This window comes from Lunatimonas salinarum, assembly GCF_017811155.1.
In the GTDB taxonomy this organism is placed as follows: Bacteria; Bacteroidota; Bacteroidia; order Cytophagales; family Cyclobacteriaceae; genus Lunatimonas; species Lunatimonas salinarum.
In genome coordinates this window covers 138,783-155,530 of the sequence record NZ_JACVCV010000005.1, presented here as the reverse complement: position 1 = coordinate 155,530, position 16,748 = coordinate 138,783, and the positions used below count along the sequence as shown (strand labels likewise).

Below are 16,748 nucleotides of genomic sequence, written 5' to 3'. Positions count from 1 at the left end.
CTTGCTTACAAGTTAGGAAAATTGGAAAGCATAAAAAAATAAAATTAAAAAATTAGTTATATTGTCAACCGATAATGAGCTTTTGTCCAGGTTTGATTTGGTTTGAATTCAGGTTGTTGAGTTTTTTGAGTTGCTCAATGGTAACCCCCTCCAGCCGGGAGGAGATAAGCCACAGAGAATCTCCCGGCTGAACGGTGTATACTTTACTTCCGTTTTCGCTGTCCACCTGTAGCGGCTTGGCACTACTGGCTATAGCCCGTTGGTTTAGCGTACTATTGGGCTGATGGATATGGAGGACCTGCCCTACGCGAATCATATTTCCATTCAGTCCATTCCAGTTTTTAAGGTTGGAAATGGAGACATTATATTGCTGTGCGATGGCACCCAATACGTCGCCTGATTTCACCCGGTAAGTCACCGTGTGCCCTGCCGAAGTTTGTGGGGGAGTTGCCGCTGCCGTTTCGGCTACAAACTGGGTGGCTTGTACGTTTAGCGAATCTTTGATCCAATCTTGGTTGGCTACGAGGTAGTCTACATGCGACTTAGGTATTCGCAGAGAGATCTCTCGTGCTAATTTGGGAATTCGGGAAGCTACTAAGGAGGGGGTTAAAAATTCCAAATCTTCCACACAAATAGCTGTGTGTTTAGAAAAATGTGCAAGATCCAAATGACCATCCCAGGCAATTTGTTCGAATTCCATTGGAAACGTGGGATCTTCAAGGTAGAGGTTATGATGCTCACTGTGTCTCATCACATACATGATTGCCTGAAATTGGGGGATATAGCTTCTTGTCTCTCTGGGGAGGAATCTATAAATCTCCCAAAAGGTACGTTTGCCTCCCGAGCGTCTGATGGCTTTATTGACATTGCCTGGTCCACAATTATATGCAGCCATGGCGAGTTCCCAGTCACCATACCTTCGGTGAAGGTTCTTGAGGTATTTTAAGGCTGCCTCGGTGGATTTTATTGGATCTTGTCGGTCATCGATGTATTGGTTTACGTAAAGTTGGTATTCCCTACCCGTACCTGGCATAAACTGCCAAAGTCCCATTGCACCGACTCTGGAACGGGCTTTGGGGTTGAGTCCGGATTCAATTACAGCCAGGAATTTGATATCCTCAGGCATGTCCTTTTGCCGCAATTTTTCCTCGAATAAGGGAAAATAGTGGTCCTTTCTGGCGAGCACCATACGGGTATACTCCCTGTTTCTGACGGTGAAATAATTGATAAATGAAAAAATCGTCTCATTAAGTTCGAAAGGCATATCCGTTTCCATCACCGAAATCCTTTGCTCGATCTCTGAATACGTAAAATCGGGGATGTAGTCGAACTGATATTGGGGTTCGACCATAGAAACTGTGTTTGCGCCTACACGTTCGGATAAAGCTGAATGACCTCCTTGTGCGGTTAAGGAACCACACGTAATTACGCCTACGGTTATACCTAGAAAAAGACGTATAAGGAAGGGCTTGGTATTCATCTTTAATGATCGGTTAAAGGGTTCATTTTCATTAGGTAATCTGCAAAAGCATAGAGATCGGCTTCTTTAAATGAGTTGGCCATAATTTGTAATCCAATAGGCAGTCCTTGGTTGTCTTTTCCATTGGGAATTGAAATCGCAGGTACTCCTGATACGGAAGCCTGCACGGTAAACAAGTCCTCGAGGTACATGGCCACGGGGTCATTGGAATGTTCTCCAAATTTAAATGCCGTACTGGGCGTGGTTGGCATGATGATATAATCGTACTTATCCAGCAGGTTTTCGGTAAATTCCTTGATTAAACGCCTTACACGTTGGGCCTTGGTAAAGTAGGCATCGTAATAGCTTGCACTTAACACAAAGGTTCCTAGCATAATCCGGCGTTTTACTTCGTTACCAAAGCCTTCTGAACGCGATTTTTTGTACATGCTCTCCAGGTTATGCGCATTGGGGGATCGGTATCCATATTTCACGCCATCGAACCTAGAAAGGTTAGAACTCGCTTCTGCTGTAGTGAGGATATAATAGGTAGGCAGGACGTATTCTAGCAAGGGAAAGTTTACCTCATCCACTTGATGGCCTTCTTTTTTCAATAGATCGATGGTGCTGAGCGTCGCTTGTTGGATTTCATTCTGCAAGGCATCAGTAAAAATGGTTTCCTTAAGGTAGGCCACTTTTGCCCGTTTTTCGAAATGCAGCAACTCGCTGTAATGCGGGACCGGTTTTCTCGAGGCGGTACTATCGTACTCGTCCGGACCTGCCATCACTTCCATGATCAACGCATTGTCCTTTACGTTTGTGGAAAATATCCCGATGGTATCGAAAGAGGATGCATAAGCGATCAGCCCAAACCGCGAAACTCGGGAATAAGTGGGCTTTATACCCACCACTCCGGTAAATGCTGCCGGCTGACGTACTGAGCCTCCCGTATCGGTTCCCAACGAGGCCGTACACAGATTCGCTTGGACTGCTACGGCCGAACCTCCCGAAGACCCTCCGGGTACGCGGGATTCGTCCAGGGCATTTAAAGTCCTTCCATGTACGGAATTTTCATTGGAGGATCCCATACCAAATTCATCGCAGTTCAGGCGCCCGATAATGATGGCATCCTCATCTAGCAGACGCTGTACCGCGGATGCGGTATACTGGCTTTGGTATCCCTGCAGGATTTTACTGGACGCGTTGGATTCGTGATCTTTATAGCACAGTACATCCTTGATTCCTATCACCATGCCGGCAAGCTTGCCTGCCTTGCCAGCTGCAATTTTTTGATCAACCAGGTCGGCATTCGCCAAAGCGGAATCCTTATAAACTTCAACGAAGGCGTTTAGGTGCGCCTTCGTTTGAATGTTTTCGAGGTAATAATTGACGATCGCCTTACAATCGGTTTCTCTTTTTTCCAGCGATCTGTTTATTTCGTCAAATGAACGGAATTTTTCCAATGGTCTCTCTTTTATTCCTTGGTTTTTTTGTCTTTTAGACCTTCTTCAAGATCCTCCTGAATTTCCTTGGTGGCATCTTTGAATTCTCTGATTCCACGTCCCAATCCTCTTGCCAGCTCGGGGATTCTCTTGGCGCCAAAGAGAAGTATGATGACCAATACGATAATCACCAGTGAACCTCCTCCTATATTTTGAATAAATGCCAATGTATTCATGTGTTCCTTATTTTGGTTTTGAATTAATTACAAATATATCACTGAGTTTTTCTAACACAAAGGTTTGCCTTCTTCTTATTGGTTTTTTTGAATGTGAACTGAATATACGGATTATTTTTTAGAGAGCCAAATACTCGGGTCCATTACTTGTAATCCTTTCCATGTTTGAAAGTGGAGCTCCGATACGCCGTTTTTGTCGGTGTTTACAGTCCCAATTATGTTTTTTGTTTTTACTTGCTGACCTGATTTTACAGAAACGGTTTTTAAACGGCTATACATGGTATAAAAATCACCGTGTCGGATGATTACGGTTCCGCCCATTCCAGGCACTGTGGTGATTTTCGTAACCACACCGTCAAATACCGACCGCACAGGCTCGTCTCGATTGGTTTGGATGTCGACCCCGTCGTTGGTTTCTGTTATGCCTTTTAGGGTAGGGTGGGGGTAGGTGCCATATCGTTTTGAAATGAAGCCACTCTCTACCGGCCAAGGTATTTTTCCCCGGTTACCGGCAAAGGACGTGGAGATGGCTGCCCCCTCGGGAGTGAGAGGCACCTTGCTAGCAGATCTTGTAGTCGTTCTGCTTCCTGCTTTTTTGGATTCCGCTTCCGCAAGTCGAATTTCCTCTTCGATGACGCTTTTTATCAATCGGTTTAGGTTTTCCTGCTGTTTCTTGGCCGCAGCGATGTCATTTTTCAGTTCCAGTTCTTTTTTGGTCAGATTGCTTACCAATCCTTGCTGTTCTGTTTTCAGGCGGTCCAATTGTTCCTTTTCATTTCGCTCTTGGGTTAGTAGTCGCTCTTTCTCCAACCGCTTTCCTTGAAGAACCGCCTGTTCTTGATTGAGTTCTTCGGTTACTTTTTCCATTTGCGCAACTTGTTTTTTGCGCTCATCTGCATATTGCTTCAGGTACCTCATCCGCAGGTATAGCTGCTTAAAGGTTGAAGAACTAAATATGAAAACTAAGACGTTTACTCCCTTGTTAAGCTTGTAGGAAGTATAGATCATTCCAGCATATTCTTCCTTTAGGTTTTCCAAGTCTCTCTCTAAGGCGTTGATCGATTTCTCGGTTGCATTTATCTCCCGATTGATCAGCAGTACTTCCCTATTCAATGTGCCGATGTATTTGATTCGGGCATCGAGCTTTTGGTTCACGGCTTTTAGTTCGCCCAAGGTGTTACTTTTTTGGGCGGTCGTTTGCTTCAGAATGGTGTCGTATTCTCTTAGTCTTTTTTGGATATCGGCTTTCTCTTTTTCTAGCTGTGCCCGGGAACGCTTTAATTGCGATTGCGCCGGAGACTGCAGCACAGTAATGCCGATAAGCAGCAGTCCAAAAATAGCCTGCCGAAGGAAAAACGGATGCTTATCAATAATTATAGGGGAAGGATAAAGGCGCATTCGTTAGGTCAACTTTTACAATTTCTGCGTTCATGGACATTTTAGACCTAGGTTTATCCGGTAGACTTAGTACCATGTTGACAATCGCCTTGTACGGAAATGGCTGGGATTCTACGTCTTTGAAGTCCAGGTAGTTGGCGGAAAGGCTTCCACCATCTTTCCTTTTGGTGCCACTTTGAAGGTCTGTCACTTTGCCATGTCTGGCACTGATGGTGGCGCGATACACCAGATTGTCCCGCTCCTGTGTAAGTTCAAACACTTGCCCTACACGAACCAGTCTGTCTCTAAACGAATATTCATGTGGAATATTGGCAAAGAGTAAGTTTTGGATTAGTTGAAGGGTAAGGGCCACCCCATAGCGGGTCTCAAATGTCGCATAATCCATGTCGATTGTGTTACCGTTTATCCGGTCTCTGATTTTGATAAAATCGGTAGTCATGATGCCCCTTGCGGCTTCGATCCCCAATCCGGGAGAGAGGCTAAACCAAACTACCGAATCTTTTTGGGCCCGTATGTTTAAGGTACCCTTGGTGATCCTGCCGGACTGATCTTCAATCATGACCTTACCTTTGGCAGAGAGAAACTCAAAATCCAAATATTGAGGTTCAAAATCCTCCATTATCGTGTCAGAGGTATAAAGAAGGGGCTTTTTAGCACATCCAACCAGCTGTATGGAAGTGGCGACGACAAGAAGTAACAGCAGCCTATTCATAATATCGTTTATGCTTGATTTTTTCCGATAAAAATTTGGAAGTCTCATCCAATCCCGCAGCTTTTTGCCAATAGGCTAACGCTTCGCTTGTTTCACCCAACTTGTACAAAATATCTCCAAAATGCTCGTACATCACCCCGCTGGGTTCGCTTTGATTCTCCAACGCCCGTTCCATGTATTTTCGGGCGTCCTCGTATAGACCAAGCTGGAACAAGACCCATGCGTGAGTGTCTAGGTAGGTGGCGTTTTTGGGAAAACGTGTAACGAGTTTCTCGGACATTTTTTTTGCTTTTTCGAGGTCTTTTTTTTCTAAGGACAGAAAGTAGGCATAATTGTTTAATATATGCTCATTGTTGGGGTTTATTTCCAAAACTTTTTCATAGGCCTCAAAGGCCTTTTCTTTTTGTTCCAATGCATGATACACGTCTCCCAATTGTCCCAAAGCCATCATTTCCAATTGTCGGTTGGTTGGTTGATTGAGTTCTAAGGATTTTTCGAGCGATGCCTTCGCCTCATGGTACTTCTTTAAGGCCAATTTAGCAGTTCCGTCAAAAAACCAAAAATCGGGACGTTTCGGAAATTCTTCCACAGCGATAGCCGTCACGGATTCGATCTCGCCGAAATCTACCTGTTGCTCAAACATCAGGTTAATGGCAGCTTGAAAAACGGCTTCATTTTCGGAAGATGCTGCAAGGGACGACCGATAATAATTCAGCGCTTCTTTTTTGTTGCCCCTGAGTTGTTCGTAATCGCCTAATGCACCGTTGACTTGGGGCTGCTTGGGGTGTAGTTCCTTTAAAAAATCAGCAAGCTCGCTCAGCAGGTTGTTCCTAGCCTCTGTCTTGAGCTCTTGCATGATTTCCGAAAACACCCTAACCTTCATGTCTACATCCAAGTCAGGATGTGAAAAGGCTCTCCTTAGGTAGTCATTGGCAGGAGACAGCTCTTTTTTTTCCTTGTGTAGCGTATACATTGCCATAAACAACTCGGGCTGATCGGGATAATTTGCCAAGGATAGCCTTACCTCGTTCATTGCCTGTTCCACGCGGTTATTGTTAAAAAGGACCTCTACCAGCGCCAACACATAGGAGGCATTGCCGGGATGGGCCTCTATCAGCTTCTTTCCTTCTTCTACCGCACTGGCAAGGTCGTTTTTTCTAAGGTAAATCCGTTGTTTTTGTGCCGTCAATTGTTCTACCACCCCATAGTATTCTTCGGCCTGATCCAATGCTTCGAGTGCCTTGTCAAATTCCTGAGATGCAAGGTATAGAGAGGCCAGTTCCAAGATGTAGTGTTGATTTTCGGAATCATCACCCATCAGCGAACGGAGTACCTCGGCTGCTTCCTTCGGTTTTTTTTGTTTACTGTAGATCTCGGCGATCATGAGTTTGTAATACTTGTTGGAACCATCCATTTCTACCGCCTGATTGGCGAGATCCAAGGCTTTTTCCAGCTGATTTGCCCTTGTCAGGATTTCAGCCATCTTGAAATAAACGGCTGCTTCATCTGGGTTATAGGAACGCGCCTTGTCAAAGTAAAAATAGGCCCGGTCAAAATCCTCTAGCATCATGTATTTTTGCCCCTCTACAAAAAGCCTGGAAGCCAGTATTTCTTTCTCCTGCGCTTTTCGCTGTTTTTTAGAAATACGCTGGGCTACAGACTCGCTTACGGATAGACTGAAAAGAAATATACAGGAAAGGAAAACGGAGTATATGTAAGTATGGATGTTCATAGGGTATTGAAAATGACGCTCATGCCACTATACGTCGAAGGTTTTACCGAGGTTAATGAATGTTTTGAATTATTCTAAGAATGGCGAGGCGGAAATGTTTTCCTCACTATCTACAATTTAACCGGTAATTTGGTTCATGGGATTGGATTGGTTCAAGACCATGGTACTACCTACCTGTGCTGCCGTATCCCCCTCCTCCGCGAATGGTTTCAGTGAGGGAAGCGGTTTTCAGCCAAGTGATCTTTTCGTGTTTCGCCACCACCATTTGTGCAATTCGTTCCCCATCTCGGAGGACAAATGGCTGATCCGAAAGATTGACCAACAATACTTTGATTTCACCTCTATAATCAGAATCTATCGTGCCGGGACTATTCAATACCGTAATTCCAAATTTGTAGGCCAAACCGCTCCTAGGCCGGATCTGTGCCTCGTATCCAGAAGGAAGTTCCAGGTACAAGCCTGTGCCGATTAGTTTGCGCTCTAGGGGCATAAGCGTTACCTCTGCCTCTGTATTGGCATACAGATCCATTCCTGCAGATTCTTCTGTCTGATAGGAAGGAAGTGCGTGTTTGGAGGTGTTGATAATCCTGACATTCATACTTTATTAGGTTTGATTATTTCGCGATAGCAACGAAGTTAGTTCCTTTTTTTCCATTAGAAAAAGGATAGCTCCGTAAACGACCACGAAACTGTTATGTATAACGAAATTTAACCAATTATTCCCGGTATCTACCCAAAAGCCAAGATAACTAAAGGCAAATGAGATTGCCAATAGCCAGATGCCTTTACCCACGTTGTAAGGGATTTTAAAATGCTTTTGGCCGATTAAGTAACAAATCACAGTCATGACAAAATAACTCCCTAATGTGCTCAGTGCACCACCGAAAAATCCCCATACCGGTACCAAGGTAAGGATAATCACAACAGTGATGACAGCACCGATAGCAGTGATGTAAAAACTATAGGATGTACGGTCGGTGATTTTGAACCAAATGCTTAGGTTATAATAAATCCCAAGAAATAAATACCCCAATAGTAGCATGGGAACTATTCCCAAGCCTGTTTCATATCCCGGTGACTGAAAGAACAAGCGGCCGATAAGGTCTAGGTTGACGGAAACCACTACCATCAAAAAGGTACAGAATATAATGAACCAATGCATGACCTTGGCATATACGGCCGGGCTTTCTTTATTTTCGGTTTGCTGAAAGAAAAAGGGTTCGGCAGCGTATTTGAATGCTTGGATGATCAGGTTCATAAATATGGCCAGCTTGAAATTCGCCCCAAATATTCCCCCGGCCTCCCGTTTGCTCAGGCCTTGGTAAAAACCGTCGGGAAGGGCAAATTCAAAAAGTCCTCTCGAGAATACTTCGTTGATGACCCCGGCCAAACCCATAAACATCAGCGGGTATGCGTAAGACCACATTGGCTTTAGTATCTCCCGCTCTAAGCGTACCCTGACCGGGCGGCTGTAGTACCACAAGAGGGGAAGCATGAGTGCATTGGCAAGCACATTTGCCAGAAGGATGTAATCGACACCCCAATCCGGCCTGTATACTGTGAGAACCCAAGGTTTCAACCCGGGTAGCCAATCACCAACATAAATATGGTACGCTACCACTATAAACAAAAAATTAAAGCCTACGTTTAGTAGGATGTTTGAAAGCTTGATCAACGCAAAAGCCAACGCTTTTCCCTCCATTCGCAGCTTGGCATAAGGTATGGCAAGTAGGGCATCGATGGTAAGGATGAATGCTACCCACTTAAACAGATGTTCTTTGCCGGGATAGTCCAATACCGCAGCCAGTGGTTCGGATAGCAGGTATACGACGGATCCCAGCGTCAATGCAACCAATCCGACCAGACTTTGTGTGTTGTGATACACGCGTTCCGCGGGAAGGCCCTTGCCTGTGGCAAATCGGAAGTAGGCAGTCTCCATGCCGAACGTAAAGAGCACATTAAGAAATGCGATCAGCGCATAAATCATCGTAAACGACCCCAAGTCTTCTTTCTGAAGGTACCCCGTGTAAAGCGGAATCAACAAAAAGTTGATAGTTTTGCCTAAAATGCTACTGATTCCGTAAACGGCCGATTGGCTTGCTAGTTTCTTAAGCTGGCCCATGCTAAAATAAAAAAAGGGGAATTATTCCCCCTTAAAATTAGGTTCCCTTTTTTCCAGAAATGCCTTGGTACCTTCACGATAGTCCTCTGACTTCACACACCTGGCAAAACTGTTTGCTTCAATCTGAAAGCCGCTACCTGCACCTTCATACACCGCATTTACACAGTCTATAATCATGCCTATGGATAGCGGTGCTTTTTTCATTATCTTGGAAAGTATCCCTTCCGCCCGGGCTATGGCAAGCTCTTTGGTAGGTTCTACGTAATTTAGCATGCCGAGCCGCATGGCTTCTTGGGCATCGATCATATCCGCAGTCATCAGCATCTCTGTAGCCTTTGTCCTTCCTATCAGGTGAGTAAGCCTTTGAGTGCCACCATATCCCGGTATGATGCCAAGGTTTACTTCCGGCTGTCCTAGTTTGGCGTTTTCCGTAGCTACCCGCATATGGCAGGCGATTGCCAACTCACAGCCCCCACCTAGGGCATAGCCGTTGATTACGGCAATGACTGGTTTATGGCTAGATTCGATGTTTTGAAAAACTTCTTGTCCGAATTCCGCAAATTTTCTGGCGTTGACTTCATTCAGTTCGGAAATTTCGTTGATGTCCGCACCGGCAACAAAGGCTTTTTCCCCCGCGCCCGTGATGATTACTCCGCGGATGGATCTGTTGTCATTTACTTCGTTAAAGATATTATTGAGCTCTTCCAATATCTTATAACTCAAAGCATTTAATTTGGATTCCCTGTTTATGGTTAAATAAAGTATTCCATCTTTGATTTCCGAAAGAATATTTTTCTGTTCTGCCATACGAAACGCTTCATGTTAATCTTCAAATATACAAGTACGTATTTCAATCGCAAAAGAAACGAACAGAAATCATAAGAGGCAAGGATTCAACCAACTCAGCCAAAAAGAAGCCAGGTGTGCCGTTAGGTCCCTGATCGGATGCGCAGTGCTGTATTGCAGGCTCTAAATTTTAATTTTACTTCAATTTCGAAATTATATTTTAACATAATCAGATTTTGCAGCCGAAATGTCGAATTTATTAGGATGGAGTATCGCTTAAATATGAATTTTTTGAGGTTTACTCCGGTATTTCTTGTTATTTTTGCTTAAGGTAAATTCTCAACTACTTACAACGAACGTTTATGTCTTCAAAAAGAAAAATTACGGTAGCATACGGCGATGGAATCGGGCCGGAAATTATGAATGCCACACTTTCTATTCTAGAAGCTGCGGGTGCAGCTATCGAGACGGATGTCATCGAGATAGGAGAAAAAGTATACCTGAAAGGAATCAGCGCTGGAATAGAGCCAAGAGCTTGGGATTCCCTAAGGGAGACAAAGGTCTTTTTGAAATCACCGATCACCACGCCTCAAGGTGGGGGGTTCAAAAGTTTGAACGTAACTACCCGTAAGACCCTCGGCCTATACGCCAATGTAAGGCCGTGTAAGGCATTTGCGCCCTATATACGTACCCATTTTCCGAAGACGGACTTGGTAATCATCAGAGAGAACGAAGAGGATCTATACGCAGGGATTGAGCACAGGCAGACCGATGAGGTGTACCAGTGTTTGAAATTGATCACCAGGCCGGGTAGTGAAAAGATCGTCCGGTACGCGTTCGAATATGCCCGTAAATATAACCGAAAGAAGGTGACCTGTATGACAAAGGATAATATCATGAAATTGGCGGATGGCCTCTTTCATAAGGTATTTAATGAGGTAGCCAAAGAGTACCCAGACATCGAGGCAGACCACAAGATCATCGATATAGGGACAGCCTTGATTGCCGATAGACCCGAGATGTTTGACGTGATCGTCACCCTCAACTTATACGGAGACATCATATCTGACGTAGCCGCTCAGGTGACCGGTTCGGTGGGACTGGGGGGCTCTTCTAATGTGGGAGAAGACGTCGCCATGTTTGAAGCCATCCATGGTTCTGCACCGGACATCGCTGGTATGGACATTGCCAATCCTTCGGGCCTCCTTAATGGTGCCATCATGATGTTGGTGCACATCGGACAGCCGGATGTAGCGGAAAAAATCAGCAATGCCTGGATGAAGACCTTGGAAGACGGCATCCATACGGGAGATATATTTCACGAAGGCAATTCCAAAAAGAAGGTGGGAACACAGGAGTTCGCACAAGCGGTCATTGAGCGATTGGGCCAAAAGCCACAAAATATGGCTCCCGCATCCTTCGCAAAGGGTGGCGATGAAGGGGCTGGAGATTTGCGTTTGACCAAGCGTGAACCTTCAAAGAAAGAGCTGATTGGTGTGGATGTGTTTATTGACTGGAAAGAAGGTCAACGGGATCCCAATATCATTGGCGATCGGTTAAGGCAGGTAAACGCCGACGGGCTCAAATTGCGACTGATCACCAATCGAGGTGTGAAGGTATACCCTGACGGGATGAAGGAAACCTTTTGTTCCGACCACTGGAGAGTACGTTTTCTTACCGCTGACGAATCTGCGATCACCCACCTGCAAATCATCGAAGTCTTAAAACAAGTGATGGAGCTTGGGTTTGATTTCATTAAAACAGAGCATCTCTACCTTTTTAATGGGGAACGTGGATTTTCCCTCGCTCAGGGAGAATAGCTGACTGGTATGCCCACCCCTACCGCTTCATGTGTAGTGGGTGGGTTCTTTTTATTATCGCAATCTTTTGTTCATTTCGCAGCCATGGACGCACCAAGTCGAGTTTTGATCATCACCTATTACTGGCCCCCCACTGCAGGGTCGGGTGTGCAGCGTTGGCTTAAATTTGCCAAATACCTCCCAGCGTATGGTTGGGAACCGGTAGTGTTTACTCCCGAAAATCCCGATTTTGATCTCAAGGACGAGAGCTTGGTTAAGGAAGTTCCGGCTCAGATGGAAGTATTGAAGTTTCCCATTTGGGAGCCTTATCACCTCTTACGTAAAGCCAAGAGACAGGAAATCAAAGATACTTCCGTCATCTTGGAGCAAAAGCGAAAGTCGCTGCTGGACCATGTCGCCATTTGGCTTAGGGCCAACACATTGATTCCTGATCCTCGGGTGTTTTGGGTTCGACCGTCGGTGAAGTACTTGGTAGACATTTTGGCGGCCAATAATTTCAAAGCAGTAATTACGACCGGTCCTCCTCATAGCATGCACCTAATCGGCCGCAACCTAAAGCGAGCCACAGGCATCCCATGGATTGCCGATTTCCGCGACCCCTGGTCTTCTTGGGAGTTTTTAGATACCCTACCGATGATGTCTTTGGTACGTCAGCGGCACAGGAAATTGGAAGGTTCGGTTTTTGGCGAAGCCAATGCGTTGATTACCATCAGCCCGACCTTTCAACAGGAGATGGAAGAGCTATCGGGCCGCAGTGTTCATCTGCTGACCAATGGCTTTGATGCTGATGACCTGCCAGTGGATTTCGCTAAGGAGCCGTCTAAGGGTCGGGTGTTTGAAATCGTATATGCCGGGGTTATCGATGCCATTCGAAACCCGATTCCATTTCTGAATGCCCTTCGGAAATCATTCGGTTCAACGGAATTATCGGTTCGTATGACCTTTGTGGGAAGGGTGAGTGAGGCGGTAAAGACTTTCATTGCCGAAGATAGTTGGTTAATTCGACATGTGGCATTTGCGGGCTATGTGAGCCATGAGGAGGTATTCAGGTATTATGAGCGCGCGCACTTGCTGCTGCTGATTCTAACCGACACCAAAAATGCCAAGGGAAATATTCCGGGAAAGTTATTCGAGTACTTGGCGACAAATCGAAGAATTTTGGCTTTGGGAGATCCTGCCGGTGACGCAGCTAAACTTATTCACGACGCAGAGGCTGGTAAGGTAATCAGTCATTCGGAGGAGGGGGAAATAGAAGCGTTTCTTCACGTAGCCAATACCCTTCGTGCTACACCGCTTCCGAGCGCGGGCATGGGGTCATTTGAAAGACGCCGCATCACAGGAAAGCTAGCAGAGATTTTAGATGAGCTTTGACGTTCAATGTCCAACGAGATGAGACTGCATATTCCTTTTCTAGAGCTTGGCCGGTTACATGAATCATTGAGGCCGGAGCTGGAGGCTAAATTCACGGAGATATTACGGGTTGGGGTTTTTTCTTCTGGCCATGAAGTTGAATCTTTTGCCAGGGAAGTGAGTCGATTTTTGGGCGTAAAATATGCCATTCCCTGCTCAAATGGTACCGACGCACTGGAAATGGCGTTGAAGGTAGTTGGTGTGAAGCCGGGAGATGAGGTGATTGTGCCGGCACTTAGTTGGATTTCCACTGCTGAAGCAGTCGTAAACATCGGTGCTGTCCCCCAATTCGCGGAAGTAGACCGGAATGGATTGCTTGATCTGAACCGATTGGACAAGGGGCTTTCAGAACGTACGAAAGCGATTATTCCTGTACATTTGTATGGGAAAATGGTGGATATGGCGGCGTTGACCACCTTTGCTCGTTCAATGGATCTTCGAGTGGTAGAAGACGCCGCGCAGGCCTTTGGCGCTTTTCAAAGTGGTATACCCGCAGGCGGCTGGGGGGATGTGGGTTGTTTTAGTTTTTATCCTACCAAAAACCTAGGTGCACTAGGGGAGGCCGGGTTGTTGGTGACAAGCGATTCAATTTCGGCGGAAAACCTAAGTCTATTTCTAAATCATGGGCAGCCAAAACGGGACGAACATGAGATTTCTGGCAGAAATGCTAAAATAGATACGTTGCAAGCTGCTTTTTTACGCATCAAGCTGAAGCATTTTGAATCCATGCAAGAGCGAAGAAAGAAACTAGCAGCAATCTACCTTGAACGCTTGGGGGGACTTTCTGAAATCAGCCTGCCCATGGGTATGCTGCAAGCAGACCACAACGCACACTTGTTTACCATCCAGTGTGTCAATCGGGATCAGCTAAAAGCGTATATGGAGGAGAGGGGCATCGGTACGGCGATTCATTACCCGGAGATCTTACCTCATCTAAAGCCCTTTTTGGAGGGGAGAGCGTTCCCTGTGGCGAGTACCATCGCTCGCTCTACGCTGTCTCTTCCCTTGAATCCCAGCTTGAGGGAGGAGGAGGTTCACCGGGTTTGCGATGCTTTAGTAGCGTATTTTCAGCGAGGCTAACTTTTTTTTACAGTAGACCAAACATGTGCAACCCGGTCTTTTATCCAGTTCTCTGATTCGGGAGAGACTTGCCATAGTTTTGATCCGAGTAGGTAACAGAAAACAAACACGCTACTTTTCAGGACTAGGTCTAACAGGACGGTTTCCAATCCAGGGACAACGAATTGTGCAATTGACCAACTGAAAGCCCCGATCAGGACGATCTTGAGCAGTGCAATTGAAAAAGGGCTAAATCCCAATCGAACCTTGATATAAATAAATTTGATCAGGTTGTATAGAAGCATGGCCATGAAGGAGGCCATGGCGGCCCCTTCTATATCCCATATTGGGATGAGCCAAAAGTTAAACATAATCACCGCGATACACATAATCAAGGTGGCAGTGATGTTAAAGAGGTAGAATTTTGAAAAAACTATGATTTCACTATTCACCGAAAAGAGGGCATCCGTGATTTTACCCATGCCAATGAGAAAAACCACCCATTTGCCAGCCTGGTAAATTTCCCGGTTTGGGACGAAATGGTACAGGTTATCTATGTTTAGCCAGATCAAACCAAATATCAGCAGACAAATCAGTAGCTGGTTTACAGCTACTTTTCGGTATATCTGGTGAATATCATCTAATTGATCGACTGCAAATTTCTCAGAAATGACCGGCATGATTACTTGGGAGATGGCTCTTCGGGGCATTTCAATGACTACTGCAATGGAAAACCCAATGATGTAAACCGCATTGGCATCTAATCCGATCAGCGAACTGACCATTAAGCTATCAATCTTCATGATCAGTAATGCCCCTGCCGTTCCCAGCAATGTGATAAAGCTGTAGCTAAAAAATGATTTGCGGAATTTCCGGTCCAGGTTTTGCCAGTTTAAGGTAAGCTGAAAAAGCTTAGACCGCACCATATAGGTCATCATGGCCAGTAATGCCAATAAATAGACGCCTCCAAGTCCCCACATCAGCGCTGAAAATGAATACAGTTTTATGTAATAGCCAAGGACCAATAGCGCAATCAGTAGGCGCAATAGAACGTCTCGTATAAAGGAAGGGAAGGCCACTTTGAGGTAAGATCTACAAAAGGATTCCAAGATGGTGCTGAGCAAAGAAAATAAGGTAATGAGTAACGCAACCAGCAGGTAGTCATTTACATCGGGAGCGTTTCGGGCAAAGACTGCTATGACAGTATCTTGAAAAAACACGAACAACCCGGCAATAACCACAAAACCGATGACGCCAACGGTAAGCGTCTGGGTCAAAAGCGAGAATTTGCTCCCTTCCACCAAGGGAAAGAAACGCGTTATTCCGTTTCCTATTCCCAGTTGGGCGAAAGGAACGAGCAATATCGCCAAATCTTGGATGGTTTTGAAGAGTCCCACTTGGTTCGGTTCCAGTACAAACGGCAGTAGCCAAAGCACGTTAAAGTACCCTACGACAACCCCCAAATAGGCGAACAAGGTGGTGAGCAAACTTTGTTTGGCGATTTTATTCACTGTGGGTCGGGTTGGTCGCAGGTAGGGGAGAAAGTTGGTTGTGAGATGAGTTTTAGCAATTTTTGCTTTCTGAGTCCGTAAGGGAATAGGTTCATGATGCGGAAGCGAGCCTTTTGACGAAGGACAGCCAAATTTTGTTTTTCCAAGCTATCGATGATTGCAGAGAGTTGTTGAAAATCCTTTCGTTCGAGTAAAAAGCCGGTGTCGCCAATGATGTGTGCGATTTCACCTACATGGGAACCTATAGGGACACAGCCGCAAAGCATGGCTTCTGCCAGGGCATTTGGAAATCCTTCAGAAGCAGATAATTGGAGATAAAATTGGGTTTGTCTGTAGACTTCCCGGAGTTCCATGGTGCTGAGTTTGGGTAGTACATAAACATTTGGCAGATCTACCGAAAACGCCGCATCACCTACTAATGTGAAATGGTAATGTGCGTAGGTTTTTGCCAGTTTAAGTATTAGATCTATGCCCTTCACGCTGGCGCGGTTGGCCGCAGATATCCCTGTTGCTACGGTCACGAAGGAAAACGATTTTTTATTCGTGCCAGAGTCATTCCAAAAGACTGTGTCGAAGCCATTGTGAATTACTTGGATGGGGGTTTTTAACCCAGGGATCAGGTTTCGGAGGCCCTGCTTTGCTGGTACCTCTGAATCGTATCGGTAATCTGATGAAACCAATGCCTCCGAGACTGGCACGATCAGGCTGCAATTTTTAAAGCTGAATACAGTGGCCCGGCGCAACCACTTTTTTCGGTAATTTCCATAGTTAATGTGGGGGAGGTGCATGGCGTCTGTGCCGCCGCATTGGATGATTACTTTTTTTCCGAATAGTCTTCCCAGTATTACCGGGATCACCGTGTGATAGCCTCCAAAAAAGCACAGATAACGACGAGTAAAAGGCAGCAGCAGGGTGAGCTGTAGGAACTGTATCAGGAAAAAGGCCGGAAGAAGCAGCGGTTTATCGGTAAATGTCAGGAAGGTAAGCTTGGTGTGTTCCTCTAGCATTTCCAAATCTCTTTGGATAAATGCAGTTTTGATCGGGGCTACATAGACTAGCAT

General features: G+C 45.5%; 14 protein-coding genes. 3 read left to right on the top strand and 11 right to left on the bottom strand.

The annotated features are described in order from the left end of the window. Positions 1–64: 64 nt before the first annotated feature. The 9 genes from IAQ59_RS07750 to IAQ59_RS07710 all read right to left on the bottom strand — a co-directional run bounded on the left by IAQ59_RS07750 (position 65) and on the right by IAQ59_RS07710 (position 9,908). A complete protein-coding gene (locus IAQ59_RS07750; RefSeq protein WP_245189492.1) occupies positions 65–1,351 on the bottom strand; it encodes a lytic transglycosylase domain-containing protein in 1,287 nt (428 codons plus the stop codon). A gap of 131 nt (positions 1,352–1,482) precedes the next feature. Then, positions 1,483–2,922 carry an Asp-tRNA(Asn)/Glu-tRNA(Gln) amidotransferase subunit GatA gene (gene gatA, locus IAQ59_RS07745; protein ID WP_209330226.1) on the bottom strand — a complete coding sequence of 480 codons (1,440 nt, stop codon included), beginning with the start codon at positions 2,920–2,922 and terminating at the stop codon, positions 1,483–1,485. A gap of 11 nt (positions 2,923–2,933) precedes the next feature. Continuing rightward, on the bottom strand, positions 2,934–3,137 hold the full coding sequence (locus IAQ59_RS07740) for a Sec-independent protein translocase subunit TatA/TatB (RefSeq protein WP_209330225.1): 204 nt from the start codon (positions 3,135–3,137) through the stop codon (positions 2,934–2,936). Between the two features lie 111 nt (positions 3,138–3,248). Then, complete coding sequence (locus tag IAQ59_RS07735) at positions 3,249–4,535, bottom strand: murein hydrolase activator EnvC family protein (RefSeq protein ID WP_209330224.1); 1,287 nt, start codon at positions 4,533–4,535, stop codon at positions 3,249–3,251. After that, positions 4,504–5,247, bottom strand: coding sequence for a lipoprotein insertase outer membrane protein LolB1 (lolB1, locus tag IAQ59_RS07730; protein ID WP_209330223.1), 744 nt, complete (start codon positions 5,245–5,247; stop codon positions 4,504–4,506). Before lolB1 ends, IAQ59_RS07735 begins: the two co-directional genes overlap by 32 nt. Beyond that, the gene (locus IAQ59_RS07725) at positions 5,240–6,979 is read right to left on the bottom strand and encodes a tetratricopeptide repeat protein (protein WP_209330222.1); all 1,740 of its coding nucleotides are present in this window, start codon (positions 6,977–6,979) and stop codon (positions 5,240–5,242) included. The genes lolB1 and IAQ59_RS07725 overlap by 8 nt, the downstream gene beginning before the upstream one ends. A gap of 166 nt (positions 6,980–7,145) precedes the next feature. Then, on the bottom strand, positions 7,146–7,577 hold the full coding sequence (dut, locus tag IAQ59_RS07720) for a dUTP diphosphatase (protein WP_209330221.1): 432 nt from the start codon (positions 7,575–7,577) through the stop codon (positions 7,146–7,148). A 6-nt stretch (positions 7,578–7,583) separates the two neighbouring features. Further along, positions 7,584–9,101, bottom strand: coding sequence for a lipopolysaccharide biosynthesis protein (locus IAQ59_RS07715; RefSeq protein ID WP_209330220.1), 1,518 nt, complete (start codon positions 9,099–9,101; stop codon positions 7,584–7,586). A gap of 21 nt (positions 9,102–9,122) precedes the next feature. Then, positions 9,123–9,908, bottom strand: a complete 786-nt coding sequence (locus IAQ59_RS07710; protein ID WP_209330219.1) for an enoyl-CoA hydratase/isomerase family protein — start codon at positions 9,906–9,908, stop codon at positions 9,123–9,125. A gap of 341 nt (positions 9,909–10,249) precedes the next feature. On the opposite strand from IAQ59_RS07710, the gene IAQ59_RS07705 reads away from it, so the two are divergent. From IAQ59_RS07705 to IAQ59_RS07695, 3 genes are all read left to right on the top strand, one after another. Then, entirely contained in the window at positions 10,250–11,707 is a 1,458-nt protein-coding gene (locus IAQ59_RS07705; RefSeq protein ID WP_209330218.1) for an NADP-dependent isocitrate dehydrogenase, read from the top strand. Between the two features lie 84 nt (positions 11,708–11,791). Next, a complete protein-coding gene (locus tag IAQ59_RS07700) occupies positions 11,792–13,078 on the top strand; it encodes a glycosyltransferase (RefSeq protein ID WP_209330217.1) in 1,287 nt (428 codons plus the stop codon). Between the two features lie 18 nt (positions 13,079–13,096). Then, positions 13,097–14,197 (top strand): DegT/DnrJ/EryC1/StrS family aminotransferase, encoded by a 1,101-nt coding sequence (locus IAQ59_RS07695; RefSeq protein ID WP_209330216.1) that lies wholly within the window; start codon positions 13,097–13,099, stop codon positions 14,195–14,197. Here the strand turns inward: IAQ59_RS07695 and IAQ59_RS07690 are convergent. Next, complete coding sequence (locus tag IAQ59_RS07690; protein ID WP_209330215.1) at positions 14,194–15,687, bottom strand: oligosaccharide flippase family protein; 1,494 nt, start codon at positions 15,685–15,687, stop codon at positions 14,194–14,196. The genes IAQ59_RS07695 and IAQ59_RS07690 overlap by 4 nt on opposite strands. Next, positions 15,684–16,748: a glycosyltransferase family 4 protein gene (locus IAQ59_RS07685; RefSeq protein ID WP_209330214.1), complete on the bottom strand. Its 1,065-nt coding sequence runs from the start codon at positions 16,746–16,748 to the stop codon at positions 15,684–15,686. The genes IAQ59_RS07690 and IAQ59_RS07685 overlap by 4 nt, the downstream gene beginning before the upstream one ends.

Coding starts and splice junctions, on each gene's coding strand:
- IAQ59_RS07750 (WP_245189492.1), bottom strand. CDS start 1,351: ATGGTCGAACCCCAATATCAGTTCGACTACATCCCCGATTTTACGTAT.
- IAQ59_RS07740 (WP_209330225.1), bottom strand. CDS start 3,137: ATGAATACATTGGCATTTATTCAAAATATAGGAGGAGGTTCACTGGTG.
- IAQ59_RS07735 (WP_209330224.1), bottom strand. CDS start 4,535: ATGCGCCTTTATCCTTCCCCTATAATTATTGATAAGCATCCGTTTTTC.
- lolB1 (WP_209330223.1), bottom strand. CDS start 5,247: ATGAATAGGCTGCTGTTACTTCTTGTCGTCGCCACTTCCATACAGCTG.
- IAQ59_RS07725 (WP_209330222.1), bottom strand. CDS start 6,979: ATGAACATCCATACTTACATATACTCCGTTTTCCTTTCCTGTATATTT.
- dut (WP_209330221.1), bottom strand. CDS start 7,577: ATGAATGTCAGGATTATCAACACCTCCAAACACGCACTTCCTTCCTAT.
- IAQ59_RS07715 (WP_209330220.1), bottom strand. CDS start 9,101: ATGGGCCAGCTTAAGAAACTAGCAAGCCAATCGGCCGTTTACGGAATC.
- IAQ59_RS07710 (WP_209330219.1), bottom strand. CDS start 9,908: ATGGCAGAACAGAAAAATATTCTTTCGGAAATCAAAGATGGAATACTT.
- IAQ59_RS07705 (WP_209330218.1), top strand. CDS start 10,250: ATGTCTTCAAAAAGAAAAATTACGGTAGCATACGGCGATGGAATCGGG.
- IAQ59_RS07700 (WP_209330217.1), top strand. CDS start 11,792: ATGGACGCACCAAGTCGAGTTTTGATCATCACCTATTACTGGCCCCCC.
- IAQ59_RS07695 (WP_209330216.1), top strand. CDS start 13,097: ATGAGACTGCATATTCCTTTTCTAGAGCTTGGCCGGTTACATGAATCA.
- IAQ59_RS07685 (WP_209330214.1), bottom strand. CDS start 16,748: ATGCTAGTCTATGTAGCCCCGATCAAAACTGCATTTATCCAAAGAGAT.